An 18,692-nucleotide genomic window follows, 5' to 3' on the forward strand; every position below is an offset into this window, starting at 1 on the left:
AAGTACGGGTTCTCGGTGGTGGCGGCGATGAGGGTGACCCAGCGGTTCTCCACGGCGGGCAGCAGGGAGTCCTGCTGGGCCTTGCTGAAGCGGTGGATCTCGTCCAGGAAGAGGACGGTCTCGCGGTCGTACCCGCCGGACTGGCGCTTGGCGCTCTCGATGACCGCGCGGACCTCCTTGACGCCGGCGGTGATCGCGGACAGCTCCACGAACCGCTTGTTCGTCGCCTTGCTGACCACGTACGCCAGCGTGGTCTTGCCGGTGCCGGGCGGGCCCCACAGGATCACCGACGAGGCGCCGGCGGGACCGCTGCCGCCCTCGCCCACCAGGCGGCGCAGCGGTGAGCCCTTGCGCAGCAGGTGCTGCTGGCCCACCACTTCCTCCAGCGTGCGCGGGCGCATGCGGACGGCGAGCGGGGTGCTGCTGGGGTCCTTCTCGCGGCGCTCCTCCGCGGCCGCGCTGAACAGATCCGGCTCCATCCTTGCAGCGTATTGCACCCCTGTGACAAAGCCGCCGCCCCCCTGCGGAACCGGGGGGCGGCGGCGAAGCACGGGGTCACGGCCGCCGACGGCGATGGACACCGGGCAAGATCAGATGACGGTCTTCCAGTAGTACCAGAAGTGCGTGAGGATCAGCATCGCGATCACGCCGTACCACAGGATCGGCACGACCCAGTGGAACTCCAGCACCAGCGAGCGGGCCTTGGCCGGCACCTTGATCAGGCCGTGCTTGATGTTGTGCACGGCCGTGTACCAGAAGATCAGAATCGTGACGACCCACGCCAGGCAGCACCACAGGCAGATGGCGTTGATGTTGTAGATCGTCTGGTACTGCAGCCAGGAGATGAAGCCCACGCCGAACAGGCCGCCGGCCTGCAGGCCGTACCAGAACCAGGGCTTGTAGCGGGCGCCGGCGAAAACGCCCATCGCCAGGCAGATCACCACACCGTAGGAGACCAGACCGATGATCGGGTTCTGGAAGCCGAAGGCGTGCGCCTGGCGGGACTCCATCACGTCGCCACAGGAGATGATCGGGTTGAGGCTGCACGACAGGTGGATCGTCCTGCCGTCGATCTTCGCCTGCAGCAGGTTGAACTTGTCGTTGGTGATGACGAAAGAGGCAACGAGGCCCAGCGCCCCGCAGATCAGCAGCAGCCAGGTGAACGCCCGGCCCGAGGCGAGGGTGTCGTCCTCGCCGTTGGGACGCGGACTGCGGTCACCGTCCGTGCGCGTGTCGTCGAGCGCGGAAGTCGTCATGGTCGCCGATTCTCCAGGTCCGTGGGGGCGGGCCCCCTCATTGTGCACCAGGGCGGTGTGAACGGTGTAAGATCCGCCGCCCTGGTGACACATACGAGGGTTCGCGTGACACGGAAGAGGGTTCAGCCGAGCCGGGACTTGACGGCCGCGACGACCTCGTTGAGCGCGACCGGCTCCTGCTCCCCGCCCGCGAGGTCCTTGATCTGCACCACTCCGTCGGCCAGGTCCCGCTCGCCGGCGATCAGCGCGAACCGGGCGCCGGAGCGGTTGGCGGACTTCATGGCGTTCTTCACGCTCCTGCCGCCGAACGCCATGTCCGCGGCCACCCCCGCGCGGCGCAGCTCGGTGACGACGGTGAACAGCGTCCGCCGCGCCTCCTCGCCCATCGGCACCGCGTAGACGTCGGTGGCCGCGGGCAGGTCGAGTGCGACGCCCTCCGAGCGCAGCGCGAGCACGGTACGGTCCACGCCGAGCGCCCAGCCGACCGAGGGCAGCGAGGGGCCGCCGATCATCTCCGACAGGCCGTCGTAGCGCCCGCCGCCGCCGATCGCGGACTGCGAGCCGAGGCCGTCGTGCACGAACTCGAAGGTGGTCCTGGTGTAGTAGTCCAGGCCGCGCACCAGCCGCGGGTCGTCCTCGAAGGCGACGCCCGAGGCGGTCAGCAGGTCGCGGACCTGCTCGTGGTACTCCTTGCACGCCTCGCACAGGTGGTCGCCGATGAGCGGCGCGCCCGCCAACTGGCGCTGCACGGACTCGCGTTTGTCGTCCAGCACCCGCAGCGGGTTGATCTCGATCCGGCGCCGGGTCTCCTCGTCCAGGTCCAGGCCGCGCAGGAAGTCCTGGAGGGCGGCGCGGTAGACCGGGCGGCACTCGCGGTCGCCGAGGGTGTTGAGCAGCAGCCGGAAGCCGGTCAGGCCGAGCGAGCGGTAGCCGTCGACGGCCAGCACGATCAACTCGGTGTCGAGCAGCGGGTCCTCGGCGCCGATCGCCTCGGCGCCGACCTGCGAGAAGTGCCGGTAGCGGCCGGCCTGCGGCCGCTCGTAGCGGTAGTAGGAGCCGGAGTACCAGAGCTTGACCGGCAGGTTGCCGCCGCGGTGCAGGTTGGCCTGCAGGGCGGCGCGCAGCACGGAGGCGGTGCCCTCGGGGCGCAGCGCCAGTTCGGTGCCGCCCTTGGTGGTGAGGGTGTACATCTCCTTGGTCACGATGTCGGTGGACTCGCCGACGCCGCGGGAGAAGAGGCCGACGGACTCGAAGCCGGGGGTCTCCACATAGCCGTAGCCGGCCCGCCGGGCGGGCGCCGAGAGGGCGTCGCGCACGGCGAGGAAGACCGCCGAGTCGGGCGGCAGCAGGTCGAAGGTGCCCTTGGGGGCCTGGAAGGAGGTCTCGTCGCTCACAGCGGGAAGGTCACATTCCTCGTCGTGGAGCCGGGGCGCCGGCTCCGTGCGTGCGGGCCGCCTCGCCCAGGTAGGGGTTGGCGGCGCGCTCGCGGCCGATGGTCGTCTGGGGGCCGTGCCCGGAGAGCACCACCGTCGAGTCGTCGAGCGGCAGGCACACACGGGCCAGCGACTCGTACAGCTCGGCGGTGGAGCCACCGGGCAGGTCGGTGCGTCCGACGGAGCCGGCGAACAGCAGGTCGCCGGAGAACAGCACCGACGGGATGTCGGGCGTCTCGGGCAGCCGGAAGGTCACCGACCCCTTGGTATGGCCGGGCGCATGGGACACGCCGAACTCCAGACCGGCCAGCGGCAGGGTCCCGCCGTCGGTGAGTTCCCGCAGGTCGTCGGGCTCGCCGACGGTCAGCTCGCCCATCAGCCGGGCCCCGATGGCGGCGCCGAGCGCCTTCTCCGGGTCGGCGAGCATGAAGCGGTCCTGCGGGTGGATCCAGGCGGGCACGTCGTGGGCGCCGCAGACCGGGACGACGGAGGCCACGTGGTCGATGTGGCCGTGGCTGAGCACGACCGCGACGGGCTTGAGCCGGTGCTTGGCGAGCGTGTCCTCGACGCCCTGGGCCGCCTGGTGGCCCGGGTCGACGATCACGCACTCCTCGCCCGCGGCGGGGGCGACCACGTAGCAGTTGGTGCCCCAGGCCCCGGCGGGGAACCCGGCAATGAGCACGTTCGTCCTTCTGTCGTCCGCGGTGGGGCCTGGGCGGCCCGCTCCTGGTCCGCAACGAGCCTACCGGCCACCGCGCGGCCGCCGCGAACTCATAGGGTGCACCTGTTGACTGGTGCCGGCTGCTCCCGGCTGCTTTCCCGGCGGCTGCTCGCCGGTGCCGGCCGGTTCGCGGACTGGACGGCGGGCGCGTGGTGACGCGAAGATCTGCGGCACGTGCACGCGCGCACGGCAGCACCGCACGCCGGTACGGCCCACGCACACACAGGAAGTACCCGCAAGATACAACGTACGGCGTCGCTGCGCGGCACGGACGGCAACCCGACCCACACACATGACGGAGACGGCGAAGTGGTCACCAAGGATCAGCGGCGGCGGCAGCTCGCCCGGGAGAAGTTCGCACGGCAGCAGCAGCGCCGGTCGAGCGCACGCCGCAAGGCCAGGGTGCGCAACTCGGTGATCGCGGTGGTGGCCGTGGTGATCGCGGCCTCGTTCGGCGGCGCCTACGCGGCCGGCGCGTTCGACAGCAGCGGCAAGAAGAAGGACGACGCGGCGGCGAGCGCCCCGAGCAACGCGCCGAGCGGCACCCCCTCGGCCACGCCCACCAGCAAGGCGCCCGACCCGTGCGCCAAGCCCGCCGCCGGCAAGCCGGGCACCAAGCAGTGGAAGAAGGAGCCGGCGCTCACCGTCGACAAGAGCGCCAAGTACACCTTCACCCTCGACACCACCTGCGGCGCGATCCCGATCTCGCTCGACGCGGCGAAGGCCCCGCACACCGTCAACTCCTTCGCCTTCCTGGCCGGCCAGCACTTCTTCGACCACACCAAGTGCCACCGCCTGACCACCACCGGCATCTACGTGCTGCAGTGCGGCGACCCGCAGGGCACCGGCCAGGGCGGCCCCGGCTACACCATCCCCGACGAGAACCTCAACGGGCTGGGCAAGGCCGACAGCTCCGGCGTCGTGACCTACCCGACCGGCACCGTCGCCATGGCCAACACCGGCCAGGCGCACACCGGCGGCAGCCAGTTCTTCCTCGTCTACAAGGACAGCCCGCTGCCCCCGCAGTACACGCCGTTCGGCACGATCAGCCCGGCCGGGATGAAGGTGCTGAACAAGATCGCGGCCGCCGGCGAGAGCACCGGGCAGGGCGACGGCGCGCCCAACGCCACCGTGGTCATCAACAAGGCGACGGTCACCACCTCCTGAGCCGCGTCGTGCCCGGCCGATGATCTGATCGAGTCCTGATCGGTATCCGAATTCGAGATTGGGCGCGCATCGGATGCGGACAGCCGGGCCGCCGGTCGCCTATGTTGGCGGATGGGACCGGTCTGGGCGTGCGGCCCGGCCGGAGAGAACTGTGGACGATGCCCGCCGGCGGTGCCGGGCGCGGGTATCGCATGAGGGAGGCGCTGTGAGCAGCGACCCGTGGGGCCGCGTCGATGAGACGGGGACCGTGTACGTGCGTACGGCCGACGGCGAGAAGGAGGTCGGTTCGTGGCAGGCGGGCTCCCCCCAGGAGGCGCTGGCCTACTTCGAGCGCAAGTACGAGGGTCTCGTCGTGGAGATCGGCCTCCTCGAACGGCGGGTGCAGACCACCGACCTGGCACCCAAGGAGGCGCTGGCCGCGATCGAGCACCTGCGCACCTCGGTGACCGAGGCGCACGCGGTCGGCGACCTGGAGGCCCTCGGCGCGCGCCTTGACGCCTTGGTCGCCCTCGTGGACAGCAAGCGGGAGGAGCGCCGGGCGGCGCGGGCCAAGCAGAGCGAGGAGGCCCGCACCGCCAAGGAGCAACTGGTGGCCGAGGCCGAGCAGTTGGCCGAGAGCGAGCAGTGGCGCACGGCGGGCGAGCGGCTGCGCGCGCTGGTCGACACCTGGAAGGGCCTGCCGCGCCTGGACCGCAAGGCCGACGACGAGCTGTGGCACCGCTTCAGCCACGCCCGCTCGGTGTTCTCCAAGCGCCGCAAGGCGCACTTCGCGTCGCTGGACGCGCAGCGCGAGGAGGCCAGGCGGACCAAGGAGAAGCTGGTCGCCGAGGCGCAGTCGCTCTCGCAGTCCACCGACTGGGGGCCGACCGCGGCCCGCTACCGCGAGCTGATGGCGGACTGGAAGGCGGCCGGGCGCGCGCAGCGCGAGGCGGAGGAGGACCTGTGGAACCGCTTCCGCGGTGCGCAGGACGTCTTCTTCGCCGCCCGCTCCGAGGTGTTCGCCGAGCGCGACACCGAGCAGCGGGACAACCTGGCACGCAAGGAGGAGCTGGTCACCGAGGCGGAGAAGCTGCTGCCGGTGACCGACCTGAAGGCGGCGCGGGCCGCGTTCCGCGGGATCAACGAGCGGTGGGAGGCCATCGGCCACGTGCCGCGCGACGCCCGGCCGCGGATCGAGGCGCGGATGCACGCGGTCGAGCGGGCGCTGCAGGAGTCCGAGGAGGCCGAGTGGCGCCGTACGAACCCGGAGGTCCGGGCGCGGGCGGCGGGCCTGACCGGGCAGCTGCAGGCGGCGGTGGAGAAGCTGCAGGCGCAGATCGAGGCCGCGCGCTCCGCCGGCAACACCGCGAAGGCCGACAAGCTGCAGAGTGAACTCGACGGGCGGCAGGCGCTGTTGGACGCCGCGCTGAAGGGCATGGGCGAGTTCCGCTAGGCGCGGGCCCGAGGGGGGCCGCCGGGGTCAGCCCCGGCCCCCCCTGCCCCCCGGGCCACCGGCCGGTGGCCGACCCCCGACCGGGCTGCCCCCTCCCCCGGTCCCCGGACCGTCCGCCGGTTCATGGCTGGTCGCGCAGTTCCTCGCGCCCCTTGAGGTGTCACACCTCGCCCTTCGCGCAAAGAGCAAGCCCGTACGGGCTCGGGGGCGCCGTGGCTTCCTCCCACGCGAAGCTCTCGGGGTGGGGGTACCTACCGGGCGAAGCGCTGGGGGAGAACTGCGCGACCAGCCACGTCCCGGGCTGTGGCCGGGAGCGGGCCGGCCCCCCGCGGCGGGATGCCGCTACCGCGCCCGACCGGAGGTCACCCGGTACACGTCGTAGACGCCCTCGACGCCGCGGACGGCTTTGAGGACGTGGCCCAGGTGCTTGGGGTCGCCCATCTCGAAGGTGAAGCGCGAGGTGGCGACGCGGTCGCGGGAGGTCTGGACGGCCGCGGAGAGAATGTTGACGTGCTGGTCGGACAGCACCCGCGTGACATCGGAGAGCAGGCGCGAGCGGTCCAGCGCCTCGACCTGGATGGCGACCAGGAAGACCGAGGACTGCGTGGGCGCCCACTCGACGTCGATCATGCGCTCGGGCTGCTGCGCGAGCGCGTCCACGTTGACGCAGTCGGCACGGTGCACCGACACCCCGTTGCCACGGGTCACGAACCCGATGATCGGATCGCCCGGTACCGGCGTGCAGCACCGCGACAGCTTGACCCACACATCGCTCTCGCCCTTGACGATCACCCCGGGATCGGCGTTGGCCCGCCGCTTGGTGCGGCCCCGGGTCGGCGTGGTGATCTCGGCGATGTCCTCGGTGGCGCCGTCCTCGCCGCCGAGCGCGTCCACCAGCTTCTGCACCACGGACTGCGCGGTGATGTGGCCCTCGCCGATCGCCGCGTACAGCGCGGAGATGTCGGGGTAGCGCATCTCGTGCGCCAGGGTGACCAGGGAGTCACCGGTGAGCACCCGCTGGATCGGCAGGTTCTGCTTGCGCATCGCCCGCGCGATGGCCTCCTTGCCCTGCTCCACCGCCTCCTCGCGGCGCTCCTTGGAGAACCAGGCGCGGATCTTGTTGCGCGCCCGGGGCGACTTGACGAAGCCCAGCCAGTCCTGCGAGGGCCCGGCGCCGGCCGCCTTGGAGGTGAAGACCTCCACGGTGTCGCCGTTCTCCAGGGTCGACTCCAGCGGCACCAGGCGGCCGTTGACGCGGGCGCCTATCGTGCGGTGGCCGACCTCGGTGTGCACGGCGTAGGCGAAGTCCACCGGGGTGGCGCCGGCCGGCAGCGCTATCACGTCGCCCTTGGGCGTGAAGACGAAGACCTCGCTCTTGGACAGGTCGAACCGCAGCGACTCCAGGAACTCGCCCGGGTCCTCGGTCTCCTTCTGCCAGTCCAGCAGCTGGCGCAGCCAGGCCATGTCGTTGACCGCGTCGTCCTTCTTGTCCGAACGCGGGCTGTCGGTGCGCACCTTGGATGCGCCGGCCACCGCCTCCTGCTTGTACTTCCAGTGCGCGGCGATGCCGTACTCGGCCCTGCGGTGCATGTCGAAGGTGCGGATCTGCAGCTCGACGGGCTTGCCACTGGGGCCGATCACGGTGGTGTGCAGGGACTGGTACATGTTGAACTTCGGCATCGCGATGTAGTCCTTGAACCGCCCCGGCACCGGGTTCCACCGCGCGTGGATGGTGCCCAGCGCCGCGTAGCAGTCGCGGACGGTGTCGACCAGCACCCGGATGCCGACCAGGTCGTAGATCTCGGCGAAGTCCCGGCCGCGGACGATCATCTTCTGGTACACGCTGTAGTAGTGCTTCGGGCGGCCGGTGACGGTGGCCTTGATGCGGGCCGCGCGCAGATCCTGCTGGACCTGGTCGGTGACCACGGCGAGGTACTCGTCCCGCTTGGGGGCGCGCTCGGCGACCAGGCGGACGATCTCGTCGTACATCTTCGGGTAGAGGATCGCGAAGGCGAGGTCCTCCAGCTCCCACTTGATGGTGTTCATGCCCAGCCGGTGGGCGAGCGGGGCGTAGATCTCCAGCGTCTCGCGGGCCTTCTTCTCCTGCTTCTCGCGCTTGAGATAGCGCATCGTGCGCATGTTGTGCAGGCGGTCGGCGAGCTTGATCACCAGGACCCGGGGGTCCTTCGCCATGGCGACGACCATCTTGCGCACGGTCTCGGCCTGCGCGGCCTCGCCGAACTTGACCTTGTCCAGCTTGGTGACGCCGTCCACCAGCAGCGCCACCTGGTCGCCGAAGTCGCGGCGCAGCTGCTCCAGGCCGTAGTCGGTGTCCTCCACCGTGTCGTGCAGCAGCCCGGCCATCAAGGTGGCCGGGTCCATGCCCAGCTCGGCGAGGATCGTGGTCACCGCGAGCGGGTGGGTGATGTACGGGTCGCCGCTCTTGCGCTTCTGGCCGCGGTGCCAGCGCTCGGCGACCTGGTAGGCGGCCTCGATCTGGCGCAGCTGGGCGCTGTCGCCCTTCGGGTCGTTGCCCCGCACGATCCGCAGCAGCGGCTCCAGCACGGGGTTGTAGGCGCTGGAACGCTGGACGCCGAGACGGGCCAGCCGGGCGCGGACGCGGCTGGAGGAGGCGCCGGGCCGGGTGGGTGCCACCGCCCCGGGGGTGCGCACCGGGCGCACGGCGGGCGGCGCGGGCCTGGGCTCGGCCTGGGCGCCGTCCACGGGCGTGCTCGGCTGCGCGGGGGCGGCCGGTCCGGTGCCGCCCGCGGTCTCGATCGGCTGGGCCTGGTCTGGCACGGGCACTCCTCCACGTGGTGGAACCCCCATGGTATCGAGCCGCGCCCGAAGCCGGGCGCCCCGCCTGCGCTCTTTGCTGCCCCCGTGCGCCCCCGAGGCGCCCCCGGAGCCCCGCGGCCCCCTCAGGAGGCCGGGAGCGGGCCCCTCAGGAGGCCGGGAGGCCCCTCGGAACGCCTCCGGCCCGCCCGGTGGGCCGGCAGGGGGCTCAGAGGGTGAGCAGGGCGTCCAGCGGGGCGCCCTTCAGCTGCGGGGCCAGGCGCTCGCGCCCGGCCAGGAAGCCCAGCTCCAGCAGCACCGAGACGCCGACGACGGAGGCGCCGGTGCGGCGGATCAGGTCGAGCGCGGCCTCCGCGGTGCCGCCGGTGGCGAGCACGTCGTCGATGATGATGACGCGGTCGCCGGGCCCGAAGGCGTCGGCGTGGACCTCGATCTCCGCGCTGCCGTACTCCAGGTCGTAGCCCTGGGCGAGGGTGGGCCCGGGGAGCTTGCCGGCCTTGCGGACCGGGACGAAGCCGAGGTGGGCGCGGGCGGCGGCGGGGGCGGCGAGGATGAAGCCGCGTGCTTCGAGGCCGACGACCTTGGTGGCGGCGTGCTTGCGGCACAGTTCGGCGAGCGCGTCGACGAGCGCGCTGAAGGCGACGGGGTCGGCGAGCAGCGGGGTGATGTCCTTGAAGACGACACCGGGCTGCGGGTAGTCCTGCACGTCGCGGATGCGGGAGATCAGCAGGTCCCGCAGCTCGGCGCCGGCGGCTTCCGTCGTGGTCATGGTGCCTCTTTCGGGTGCGGCGGTGTACCGGCCGGGCGGTGCCGGACCGTATCGCGTGGTTCCCGGCCGCGGTCGGCGGTGTGCGCCGGGCGCCGGGCGGTACGGGGGTGTTCGGGCCCGGAAATCCTACGGGACGGCGGGCAGGCAACGCGCGGCGCCCGCCGCCGTCCGGTGCGGGACGGCCGGCGGGCGCCGGGATGGTGCGCTTCGTGGTGCGCGGTGCCCTCGGGTGAGGGGATCGCGGTCAGCGGCGCTTGCCGGAGGAGCGGTTGCGGCGGGCGGCACGGCTGCCGGACTGCGGGCGCGGCCGAGCGGCGGCACCGGAGCGCGTGCCGCCCGAGGAGGGCCGCTGCCCGACGACCGCCGGGGTGGCCTCCTCGTCCTCGTCGTCGAAGTCGTCCGCGTCGTCCACGCCGTCAGCGCCGTCCGGCTCCTCGATCGCCTCGGGGTCCTCGCCCGCGGCGATCCGGGCCGCGGCCTTGGCCGCGTCGGACTTGCGCTTGGCCAGCACCCGCTTGCGCAGCGCCTGCATCGCCGGCTCGCGCTCCTTGAACTCGGCGACGATCGGGGTCGCGATGAAGATCGAGGAGTACGCGCCCGCGGTGAGGCCGACGAACAGCGCCAGGGCGATGTCGTTGAGCATGCCGGCGCCGAGGATGCCGCCGCCGATGAAGAGCAGCGCCGCCACCGGCAGCAGGGCGACCACCGTGGTGTTGATCGACCGCACCAGGGTGCTGTTGAGGCTGCGGTTGGCGATCTCGCTGTAGGTGAAGGTGTTCTTCTTGGTGATGTCCTTGCTGGCTTCCTTCAGGCCGTCGAACACCACGACCGTGTCGTAGAGCGAGTAGCCGAGGATCGTCAGCAGGCCGATCACCGTACCGGGCGAGACCTCGAAGCCGACGATGGCGTAGACACCGGTGGTGATGGTGAGGTCGTGCAGCAGGGCGATCAGGGCGGCCAGGGCCATCCGCCACTCGAAGGTGATGGCGAGGTAGATGACCACCAGCACCAGGAAGATGATCAGGCCCTCGACGGCCTTGTGGGTGATCTCCTTGCCCCAGCTCGGGCCGACGATCTCCGCGTCGATCTTCGCCGACGGGAAGCCGAGGTCCTGGGCGATCTTCTGCTGGACCTGCTTGGACTGGTCGGTGGACAGCCCGCTGACCTGGATGCGCAGGCTGCCGGTGCCGAGCTTCTGCACGGTGGCGGTCTCGCCGTCGGTGTCGCCGGCGATCTTGCTCTGCGCCTGCGAGACCGAGATCGAGGTCTTGGGGGTGTTGAAGACGGCGCCGCCGGAGAAGTCGATGCTCTCCTTGAGCCCGTTGACCACCAGGCCGACGATCGCGACGACGGTCACGAGGATCGAGAAGGTGTACCAGATCTTCCGCTTGCCGACGAAGTCGTAGCTGACCTCGCCGCGGTGCAGCCGGTGGCCGAGCGTACCGAGCTTGGACATCAGGCTTCCTTCGTCTCGGAGGGGGGCGACTGGCGGCGGATCCGGCGCAACGGCGCCTTGACGCCCAGGCTCTCGGGGTTGAGCCCGGACCACTTGTGGCCCTTGGCGTAGAAGGGCCGGGTGGCGAGCATCGTCATCAGCGGCTTGGTGAACAGGAACACCACCGCGACGTCGAGCAGCGTCGTCAGGCCCAGGGTGAAGGCGAAGCCGCGGACCTTGCCGACGGAGACCACGTAGAGGACGGCCGCGGCGAGGAAGGAGACGAAGTCCGACACCAGGATGGTGCGCCGGGCGCGCGGCCAGCCGCGGGCGACGGCCGGCTGCAGCGACCTGCCGTCGCGCAGCCCGTCGCGGATTCTCTCGAAGAAGACGATGAAGGAGTCGGCGGTGATACCGATGGCGACGATGGCACCGCAGACCGCCGGCAGGTTCAGCGCGAACCCGATCGCCCGGCCGAGCAGGCACATGATCGTGTAGGTCAGCGCGGCGGAGACCACGAGGCTGAGGACGGCGACGAAGCTCAGACCGCGGTAGTACGCCAGCAGGTAGATCACGACGAGGGCCAGGCCCACCGCGCCGGCGATCAGGCCGCCGCGCAGCTGCTCGCCGCCGAGGGCGGCGGAGACCGTGGTCTTGTCGGAGATGTTGAAGGCCAGCGGCAGCGAGCCGTACTTCAGCACGTTCGCCAGGTCCTCGGCGGACTGCTGGGTGAAGCTGCCGGAGATCTGGGCGGTGCCGGCGCTGAGGGTCTGGGAGACCGAGGGGGCCGAGACCACGTTGCCGTCGAGGTCGATGGCGAACTGGTTGTTCGGCTGCTGCTGCGCCGAGAGCGACTTGGTGACGTTGGTGAACTGGCTGGCGCCCTTGGAGTCGAAGCCGAGGTTCACCACCCAGCCGTCGCCGCCCTGGGTGTCGAAGTTGGCGTTGGCGCTGGTGACGCGCTTGCCGTCGATCAGGGACGGGCCGAGCACGTACTTGATCCACTGCTTGTTGTACTGGCCGCAGGCGATCACCTTGTCGGTGGGCTTGGCGTTCTCGCTGATCGCGGCCCGCTGGGCGGGCTTGGTGCAGTCCAGCGCCTGGAACTTGGCCTGCAGGTCGGCCGGGATCGACAGGTCGCCGGTGCCGGCGGCCGGCGCCGTGGTGGCCGGGGGCGCCGCCGGGGCGGTGGTGGCCGGCGGGGCGGCGGGGGTCGTCGGCGTCGCGGTGCTGCCGGACTTCGTCAGCGCGCCGGTGACCGCGCGGCCCTGCGGGGTCGAGGTGCCGGTCGGCGTGCTCGACGTCTTTGGCGTGCCGGTGGACTTCGGGGTGGCGGTGCCGGACGGGGTGCTGGACGACTTCGGGGTGGCGCCGCTGCCCGTGGCGGACGGGCTCGGGGTGCTGGTCGGCTTGGTGGGCACGCCGTTGTCGTCGGCGAGGACCTGCCGGAAGTACAGCTGCGCGGTGGTGCCGACCTGCTTCTCGGCCTGGTCGGCGTTGGTGCCCTTGGGGATGTCGACGATGATGTTGTCGGACCCCTGGGTCTGCACCTCGGCCTCGGAGACGCCCAGCCCGTTCACGCGGTTGTTGATGATGTTGACCGCGGTGTCCATGTTCTGCTTCGTGACCGCGCCGTGCTGGTCGGGCTTGGCGGTGAGCGTGATGCTCACACCGCCGGCGAGGTCGATGCCCAACCGGGGAGTGGTGTTGCCGGAGAGGAAGATCCCTCCGGTCAGCGCCACCAGGGCGATGAGGATCACGGCGAGGGCGCGGCCGGGGTACCCCTGGCTCCTTGAGGACCTGCTACGGCCCTTCTTGGCTGCTGCCACCTTCTTGTTTCTCCCTGTCCTACCGCCCCGGGGCCGCACGGGCCCGCGGGGCGGCCACGAGTGAATGAAGCCGGACCCTTACTTGGCCGCGGAGCCGTCGTGCTCCCGGGCGGCCTCCGCGGGGGCGGAGCCGTCCTGCTCCGGCACCTCGTCGGCGGACTTGTCGAGGCTGACGTGCTCCCCGGCGGCCTGCTCGCCGTCCTCGACCGGGTTCGGCCGCGCACCCTCGTCCTCGGCGGCACTCGACGCGCCCTCCGAGTCGTCCGAGTCGTCGGCGTCCTCGGGGTCCTCCGGCTCGATGCCGTGCACGATCCGGTTGAACTCGTCCTCGGAGAGCACCGTGCCGACGGCGCTCTTGGCGAAGTGCGCGTGGACGCCGTCCGTGATCTCCAGCAGGACGGTCTCGTCACCCACTTCCTTGACGACGGCGTACATACCGCCGATCGTCCGGACGCCGGCGCCGGGCTCCAGCTGGCTGCGCATGTCCGCCGCCTGTCGCTGCTTGTTCTTCGCCGACCGCGTCATCATGTACATGACGCCGACGATCAGGATCAGGGGGAGGAGGATTCCGATGTTCACGGTCTGGACATTCCTTCGCGCGGCCAACGTGGGGGATGGCCTGGATTTCGGGATGTGGGTGCCGATCCGGAGAGAAGGGCGTCGGCGGAGTCTAAGCGCTGGCTCGCCGTGGGAACAACGCCCAGCATCCCATGGGGGTTCCATATCGGATGGCTATCGGCCGAGTGTATCCGAGGTCAGGAGTCGAACAGTCCGCTCTGCCCCGATCCGTCACCACTCGTCCCCGCCCCTGCGGTACCCTGCGGCGGCACCAGCCCCAGGTGTGCCCACGCGGCAGGCGTGGCCACCCGTCCCCTGGGCGTACGCGCCAGCAGCCCCTCGCGGACCAGGAACGGCTCGGCGACCTCCTCGACGGTCTCCCGCTCCTCCCCCACCGCCACCGCCAGCGTCGACAGGCCCACCGGCCCGCCGCCGAAGAGCTTCAGCAGCGCCTGCAGCACCGCCCGGTCCAGCCGGTCCAGGCCCCGGCCGTCCACCTCGTAGACCTCCAGCGCCTTCGCTGCCACCTCACGGGTGACCACGCCGTCCGCCCTGACCTGCGCGTAGTCGCGGACCCGGCGCAGCAGCCGGTTGGCGATGCGCGGGGTGCCGCGGGAGCGGCCGGCGATCTCGGCGGCCCCGGCGGTGTCGATTGTCACGTCGAGCAGCCCGGCCGACCGGTGGATCACCCGCTCCAGCTCCGCCGGGGCGTAGAACTCCATGTGGCCGGTGAAGCCGAACCGGTCGCGCAGCGGCGGCGGCAGCAGCCCGGCCCTGGTCGTCGCCCCGACCAGCGTGAAGGGCGGCAGCTCCAGCGGGATCGCGGTGGCGCCCGGCCCCTTGCCGACCACCACGTCCACCCGGAAGTCCTCCATCGCCATGTAGAGCATCTCCTCGGCCGGCCGGGACATCCGGTGCAGCTCGTCGAGGAAGAGCACCTCGCCCTCGGTGAGCGAGGACAGGATGGCCGCCAGGTCGCCCGCGTGCTGGATCGCCGGCCCTGAGGTGATCCGGATCGGCACGCCCATCTCGGCGGCGATGATCATCGACAGTGTCGTCTTGCCGAGGCCCGGGGCGCCGGAGAGCAGCACGTGGTCGGCGGTGCCGCCGCGGGCCCGGGCCGCCCGCAGCACCAGGTCCAGCTGCTGGCGGACCCGCTCCTGCCCGATGAACTCCCCCAGGTCCCGGGGCCGCAGCGCCGCCTCGACCGCCTGGTCCTCGCGGTCGGCGGCCGGCCCGACCAGCCTCTCGGCGCTCTCGGCGGCGGCATCGTCCCAGTTCATGGCAGGTCTCTCGGATCGGACGGGCACGGGCTCGTACGGGTCAGCGGGTGCGGTTCAGGCTCTGCAGGGCGGCCCGCAGCAAGGTGCCCACCTGCGGCTCCTGCGCGGCCTCGGCCTGCGGGGTGACCGCCGCCACGGCCTCCTCGGCGTCCTTCGCGGTGTAGCCGAGGCCGGTGAGCGCGGCCAGCAGCTGCTCGCTCCAGGAGGCGGGCGCCGCCGCCACCGCGCCCGCGCGCACCGCGCCGACGGGGGCCCCCAGCCGGTCGCGCAGCTCCAGCAGCAGCCGCTGGGCGCCCTTCTTGCCGATGCCGGGCACCGCCGTCAGCGCCTTCTCGTCGCCGGCGGCGACCGCGGCCCGCAGGGCGTCGGGCGCGTGGACGGCCAGGATGGTCTGGGCGAGCCGCGGCCCGACCCCGCTGACGGTCTGCAGCAGCTCGAAGACCTGCCGCTCGTCGTCGTCGGCGAAGCCGTAGAGGGTCAGCGAGTCCTCGCGGACCACCAGGGAGGTGGCCAGCCGGGCGGGCTGCCCGATCCGCAGGGGCGCGAGGGTGCCGGGGGCGCACTGGACCGCCATGCCGATGCCGCCGACCTCGATGACCGCGCTGTCCGGGGCGAGGGCGGCGACCTGGCCGCTGACGAAGGCGATCACGGGGCGGACTCCTGGGTGCGTGCGGTACGGGCCGTCCGGCCCGCGGGCTGGGCGTGCTGGGCGGCCTGGGCGGCCCGGTGGCTCGCCACGGCCTGCTGCAGGCGGTTGGTGGCGGGCGAGCGCCAGATGTGGCAGATGGCGAGCGCGAGGGCGTCGGCGGCGTCGGCCGGCTTGGGCGGGGCGTCCAGCCGCAGCAGCCGCGTCACCATGGCGCCGACCTGGTCCTTGCCGGCCCGGCCGCTGCCGGTGACGGCCGCCTTGACCTCGCTGGGGGTGTGCAGGTGCACCGGCAGGCCGCGCCGGGAGGCACACAGCAGGGCGACGGCGCTGGCCTGGGCGGTGCCCATCACGGTGCGCACGTTGTGCTGGCTGAAGACGCGCTCCACGGCGACGGCCTCGGGCCGGTGCTCGTCCAGCCAGCGCTCCAGGCCCTCCTCGATCTGCACCAGGCGCAGCCCCACGGGGGCGTCCGCGGGGGTGCGCACGACGCCGACGCCGACCATGGTGAGCGCCTTGCCGGGCACGCCGTCCACCACGCCGACCCCGCACCGGGTCAGCCCCGGGTCCACGCCCAGCACCCGCATGCCGCCCCCTTCAGCCCCGTGTCCGCGCCTGTTCGTGCAGGTTACCGGCAGTCGCCGACAAACACCGCAGGGGCCGGGCGGGTGTGTCCCGCCGGCCCCTGTGAAGCAGCGTCGCCCGCCGCTGCGGTGACGTACCGTCAGCCCTGTGAGCCCCCCGGCTCCTGTCAGGCGTCGACCTTCTCCATGACCTCGTCGGAGACGTCGAAATTGGCGAAGACGTTCTGGACGTCGTCGCTGTCCTCGAGCGCGTCGATCAGCCGGAAGATCTTGCGGGCGCCCTCCTCGTCGAGTTCCACCTGCATGGTGGGGACGAAGTTGGCGTCGGCCGAGTCGTAGTCGATGCCGGCCTCCTGGAGGGCCTTGCGGACCGGCACCAGGTCGGTGGCCTCGCTGATCACCTCGTAGGAGTCGCCGAGGTCGTTGACCTCCTCGGCGCCGGCGTCCAGGACCGCGCCCAGCACGTCGTCCTCGCCGAGGTCGCCCTTGGGGACGATCACGACGCCCTTGCGGTTGAACAGGTAGGACACCGAGCCCGGGTCGGCCATCGAGCCGCCGTTGCGGGTCATGGCGACCCGCACGTCGGAGGCGGCGCGGTTGCGGTTGTCGGTCAGGCACTCGATCAGGACGGCCACGCCGTTGGGCCCGTAGCCCTCGTACATGATCGTCTGGTAGTCGGCGCCGCCGGCCTCCTGGCCGGAGCCGCGCTTGACCGCGCTGTCGATGTTCTTGTTCGGCACCGACTGCTTCTTGGCCTTCTGGATGGCGTCGAAGAGGGTCGGGTTGCCGTCCGGGTCGGCACCGCCGGTGCGGGCCGCGACCTCGATGTTCTTGATCAGCTTCGCGAAGAGCTTGCCGCGCTTGGCATCGATCACGGCCTTCTTGTGCTTCGTCGTAGCCCATTTAGAGTGGCCGGACATCCGACAGTCTCCTTCGCGTCACCAGTGCTGCTGTTCTTCAGTGCTGTGCTTCGTCGTGGCTTCGTCGTCGTCGCGCGCACGATCCTACCGGGATACGGTCAGCTCCCCGCGCGCACAGCGGACACGAAGAGTTCATGCATCCGGTGGTCACCGGTCAGCTCCGGGTGGAACGACGTCGCCAGCACCGCGCCCTGCCGCACGGCCACGATGTGGCCGCCGTACTCGGCGAGCACCTCGACGTCCGCGCCGACCGACTCCACCCACGGGGCGCGGATGAAGACGCCCTCCACCGGGCCGCCGGGCACCCCGCGCACCTCGACCTGGGCCTCGAAGGACTCGTTCTGCCGGCCGAAGGCGTTGCGCCGCACGATCATGTCGATGCCGCCGAAGGTCTCCTGGCCGGAGCGGGGGTCGAGGATCTTGTCGGCGAGCATGATCAGGCCGGCGCAGGTGCCGTAGACGGGCAGGCCGGCCCGGATCGCCGCCCGCAGCGGCTCGGTCAGGCCGAACAGGGCGGCGAGCTTGGAGATCGTGGTCGACTCGCCGCCGGGTATCACCAGGCCGGCCAGTCCGGTCAGTTCCTCGGGGCGCCGGACCGGCACGGCCGCGGCGTCCGCCGCGGCCAGTGCCGCCAGGTGCTCCCGTACGTCGCCCTGCAGGGCCAGGACGCCGATGGTGGGAGTGCTCGTCATCGCTGCCTTACCAGCCGCGGTTCGCGTAGTGCTCGGACTCGGGCAGCACGTCGATGTTGATGCCGACCATGGCCTCGCCGAGGTTGCGGGAGGCGTCCGCGATGACCTTGGGGTCGTCGAAGAAGGTGGTCGCGCGGACGATCGCGGCGGCGCGCTTGGCCGGGTCGCCGGACTTGAAGATGCCCGAGCCGACGAAGACGCCCTCGGCGCCGAGCTGGCGCATCAGCGCCGCGTCGGCCGGGGTGGCCACGCCGCCGGCGGAGAACAGCACGACCGGCAGCTTGCCCAGCTCGGCGACCTCCTTGACCAGCTCGTAGGGGGCGCGCAGCTCCTTGGCGGCCGCGTACAGCTCGTTGTTGTCCAGACCGCGCAGGCGGGCGATCTCGCCCTTGATCTGCCGCAGGTGGCGCACGGCCTCGACCACGTTGCCGGTGCCGGCCTCGCCCTTGGAGCGGATCATCGCCGCGCCCTCGGCGATCCGGCGCAGGGCCTCGCCGAGGTTGGTGGCGCCGCACACGAAGGGAGTGGTGAAGGCCCACTTGTCGGAGTGGTTGACCTCGTCGGCCGGGGTGAGGACCTCGGACTCGTCGATGTAGTCCACGCCCAGCGCCTGGAGCACCTGCGCCTCGACGAAGTGGCCGATGCGGGACTTGGCCATCACGGGGATGGAGACGGCGTTGATGATGCCGTCGATCATGTCGGGGTCGGACATCCGCGCCACGCCGCCGTCCTTGCGGATGTCGGCGGGCACCCGCTCCAGTGCCATCACGGCGACGGCGCCGGCGTCCTCGGCGATCTTCGCCTGCTCCGGCGTGACGACGTCCATGATCACGCCGCCCTTGAGCTGCTCGGCCATGCCGCGCTTGACGCGCGCGGTGCCGGTCTCCGGGGACGCTGCTGCGGGGGACGGGGTTGTGGACACGGTGACCTCACTCTTGACGAAAGCGGACGTTTACGATTATCGGCCAGGTGGGGGGGCTCGCGGAAAGGGCCAATCCCTTGCGGGTGGCTTTCGGGGGTGGACGGTGCCGTCCGTGGCTGCTGCTCGCCTTTCGCGGGAGGCCCGCGGTCCCCTTCCGCCTCACGGACCCCTCTCGCGGGAGCTCCCGCGAGCCCCCACGGCTCCCCGCCGCGAGGGTTCCTCGTACGGTGCCGGGTGCCGCCCGGTGAC

Annotated in this window: 17 protein-coding genes; 2 read left to right on the top strand and 15 right to left on the bottom strand. The window is 71.7% G+C overall.

The window, feature by feature from the left end; genetic code table 11:
* From BLR33_RS23295 to BLR33_RS23310, 4 genes are all read right to left on the bottom strand, one after another.
* On the bottom strand, window positions 1-479 hold a 479-nt coding region (locus BLR33_RS23295; protein WP_143031741.1), incomplete at its 3' end, for an AAA family ATPase.
* A 111-nt stretch (window positions 480-590) separates the two neighbouring features.
* Window positions 591-1,256, bottom strand: a complete 666-nt coding sequence (locus BLR33_RS23300; RefSeq protein ID WP_093786541.1) for a vitamin K epoxide reductase family protein — start codon at window positions 1,254-1,256, stop codon at window positions 591-593.
* Window positions 1,257-1,378: 122 nt separating this feature from the next.
* Entirely contained in the window at window positions 1,379-2,650 is a 1,272-nt protein-coding gene (gene hisS / locus BLR33_RS23305; protein ID WP_093786542.1) for a histidine--tRNA ligase, read from the bottom strand.
* Window positions 2,651-2,660: 10 nt separating this feature from the next.
* Complete coding sequence (locus tag BLR33_RS23310) at window positions 2,661-3,371, bottom strand: MBL fold metallo-hydrolase (RefSeq protein ID WP_093786543.1); 711 nt, start codon at window positions 3,369-3,371, stop codon at window positions 2,661-2,663.
* Between the two features lie 348 nt (window positions 3,372-3,719).
* On the opposite strand from BLR33_RS23310, the gene BLR33_RS23315 reads away from it, so the two are divergent.
* Complete coding sequence (locus BLR33_RS23315; protein ID WP_093786544.1) at window positions 3,720-4,577, top strand: peptidylprolyl isomerase; 858 nt, start codon at window positions 3,720-3,722, stop codon at window positions 4,575-4,577.
* Window positions 4,578-4,782: 205 nt separating this feature from the next.
* Window positions 4,783-6,009 (top strand): DUF349 domain-containing protein, encoded by a 1,227-nt coding sequence (locus BLR33_RS23320; protein WP_093786545.1) that lies wholly within the window; start codon window positions 4,783-4,785, stop codon window positions 6,007-6,009.
* 342 nt (window positions 6,010-6,351) lie between these two features.
* Here BLR33_RS23320 and BLR33_RS23325 read toward each other — a convergent pair whose 3' ends face one another.
* The 11 genes from BLR33_RS23325 to pdxS form a co-directional block, all read right to left on the bottom strand.
* The gene (locus tag BLR33_RS23325; RefSeq protein ID WP_245771618.1) at window positions 6,352-8,838 is read right to left on the bottom strand and encodes a RelA/SpoT family protein; all 2,487 of its coding nucleotides are present in this window, start codon (window positions 8,836-8,838) and stop codon (window positions 6,352-6,354) included.
* A 175-nt stretch (window positions 8,839-9,013) separates the two neighbouring features.
* Window positions 9,014-9,574, bottom strand: coding sequence for an adenine phosphoribosyltransferase (locus BLR33_RS23330; RefSeq protein WP_093786546.1), 561 nt, complete (start codon window positions 9,572-9,574; stop codon window positions 9,014-9,016).
* A 244-nt stretch (window positions 9,575-9,818) separates the two neighbouring features.
* Complete coding sequence (gene secF, locus BLR33_RS23335; protein ID WP_093786547.1) at window positions 9,819-11,030, bottom strand: protein translocase subunit SecF; 1,212 nt, start codon at window positions 11,028-11,030, stop codon at window positions 9,819-9,821.
* Complete coding sequence (gene secD / locus BLR33_RS23340; RefSeq protein ID WP_093786548.1) at window positions 11,030-12,838, bottom strand: protein translocase subunit SecD; 1,809 nt, start codon at window positions 12,836-12,838, stop codon at window positions 11,030-11,032. The genes secF and secD overlap by 1 nt, the downstream gene beginning before the upstream one ends.
* A gap of 78 nt (window positions 12,839-12,916) precedes the next feature.
* Entirely contained in the window at window positions 12,917-13,417 is a 501-nt protein-coding gene (yajC, locus tag BLR33_RS23345; protein WP_176930418.1) for a preprotein translocase subunit YajC, read from the bottom strand.
* A 176-nt stretch (window positions 13,418-13,593) separates the two neighbouring features.
* Window positions 13,594-14,679 carry a Holliday junction branch migration DNA helicase RuvB gene (ruvB, locus tag BLR33_RS23350; protein WP_093786550.1) on the bottom strand — a complete coding sequence of 362 codons (1,086 nt, stop codon included), beginning with the start codon at window positions 14,677-14,679 and terminating at the stop codon, window positions 13,594-13,596.
* A gap of 40 nt (window positions 14,680-14,719) precedes the next feature.
* Window positions 14,720-15,328, bottom strand: coding sequence for a Holliday junction branch migration protein RuvA (ruvA, locus tag BLR33_RS23355; RefSeq protein ID WP_093786551.1), 609 nt, complete (start codon window positions 15,326-15,328; stop codon window positions 14,720-14,722).
* The gene (ruvC, locus tag BLR33_RS23360; protein ID WP_093786552.1) at window positions 15,325-15,912 is read right to left on the bottom strand and encodes a crossover junction endodeoxyribonuclease RuvC; all 588 of its coding nucleotides are present in this window, start codon (window positions 15,910-15,912) and stop codon (window positions 15,325-15,327) included. The genes ruvA and ruvC overlap by 4 nt, the downstream gene beginning before the upstream one ends.
* Window positions 15,913-16,076: 164 nt before the next feature.
* Window positions 16,077-16,829: a YebC/PmpR family DNA-binding transcriptional regulator gene (locus BLR33_RS23365; RefSeq protein WP_093786553.1), complete on the bottom strand. Its 753-nt coding sequence runs from the start codon at window positions 16,827-16,829 to the stop codon at window positions 16,077-16,079.
* 98 nt (window positions 16,830-16,927) lie between these two features.
* Window positions 16,928-17,521, bottom strand: coding sequence for a pyridoxal 5'-phosphate synthase glutaminase subunit PdxT (gene pdxT, locus BLR33_RS23370; protein WP_093786554.1), 594 nt, complete (start codon window positions 17,519-17,521; stop codon window positions 16,928-16,930).
* A gap of 7 nt (window positions 17,522-17,528) precedes the next feature.
* On the bottom strand, window positions 17,529-18,443 hold the full coding sequence (gene pdxS / locus BLR33_RS23375; protein ID WP_093786555.1) for a pyridoxal 5'-phosphate synthase lyase subunit PdxS: 915 nt from the start codon (window positions 18,441-18,443) through the stop codon (window positions 17,529-17,531).
* Window positions 18,444-18,692 lie beyond the last annotated feature (249 nt).

Source organism: Actinacidiphila guanduensis (assembly GCF_900103985.1).
GTDB classification, from domain to species: Bacteria; Actinomycetota; Actinomycetes; order Streptomycetales; family Streptomycetaceae; genus Actinacidiphila; species Actinacidiphila guanduensis.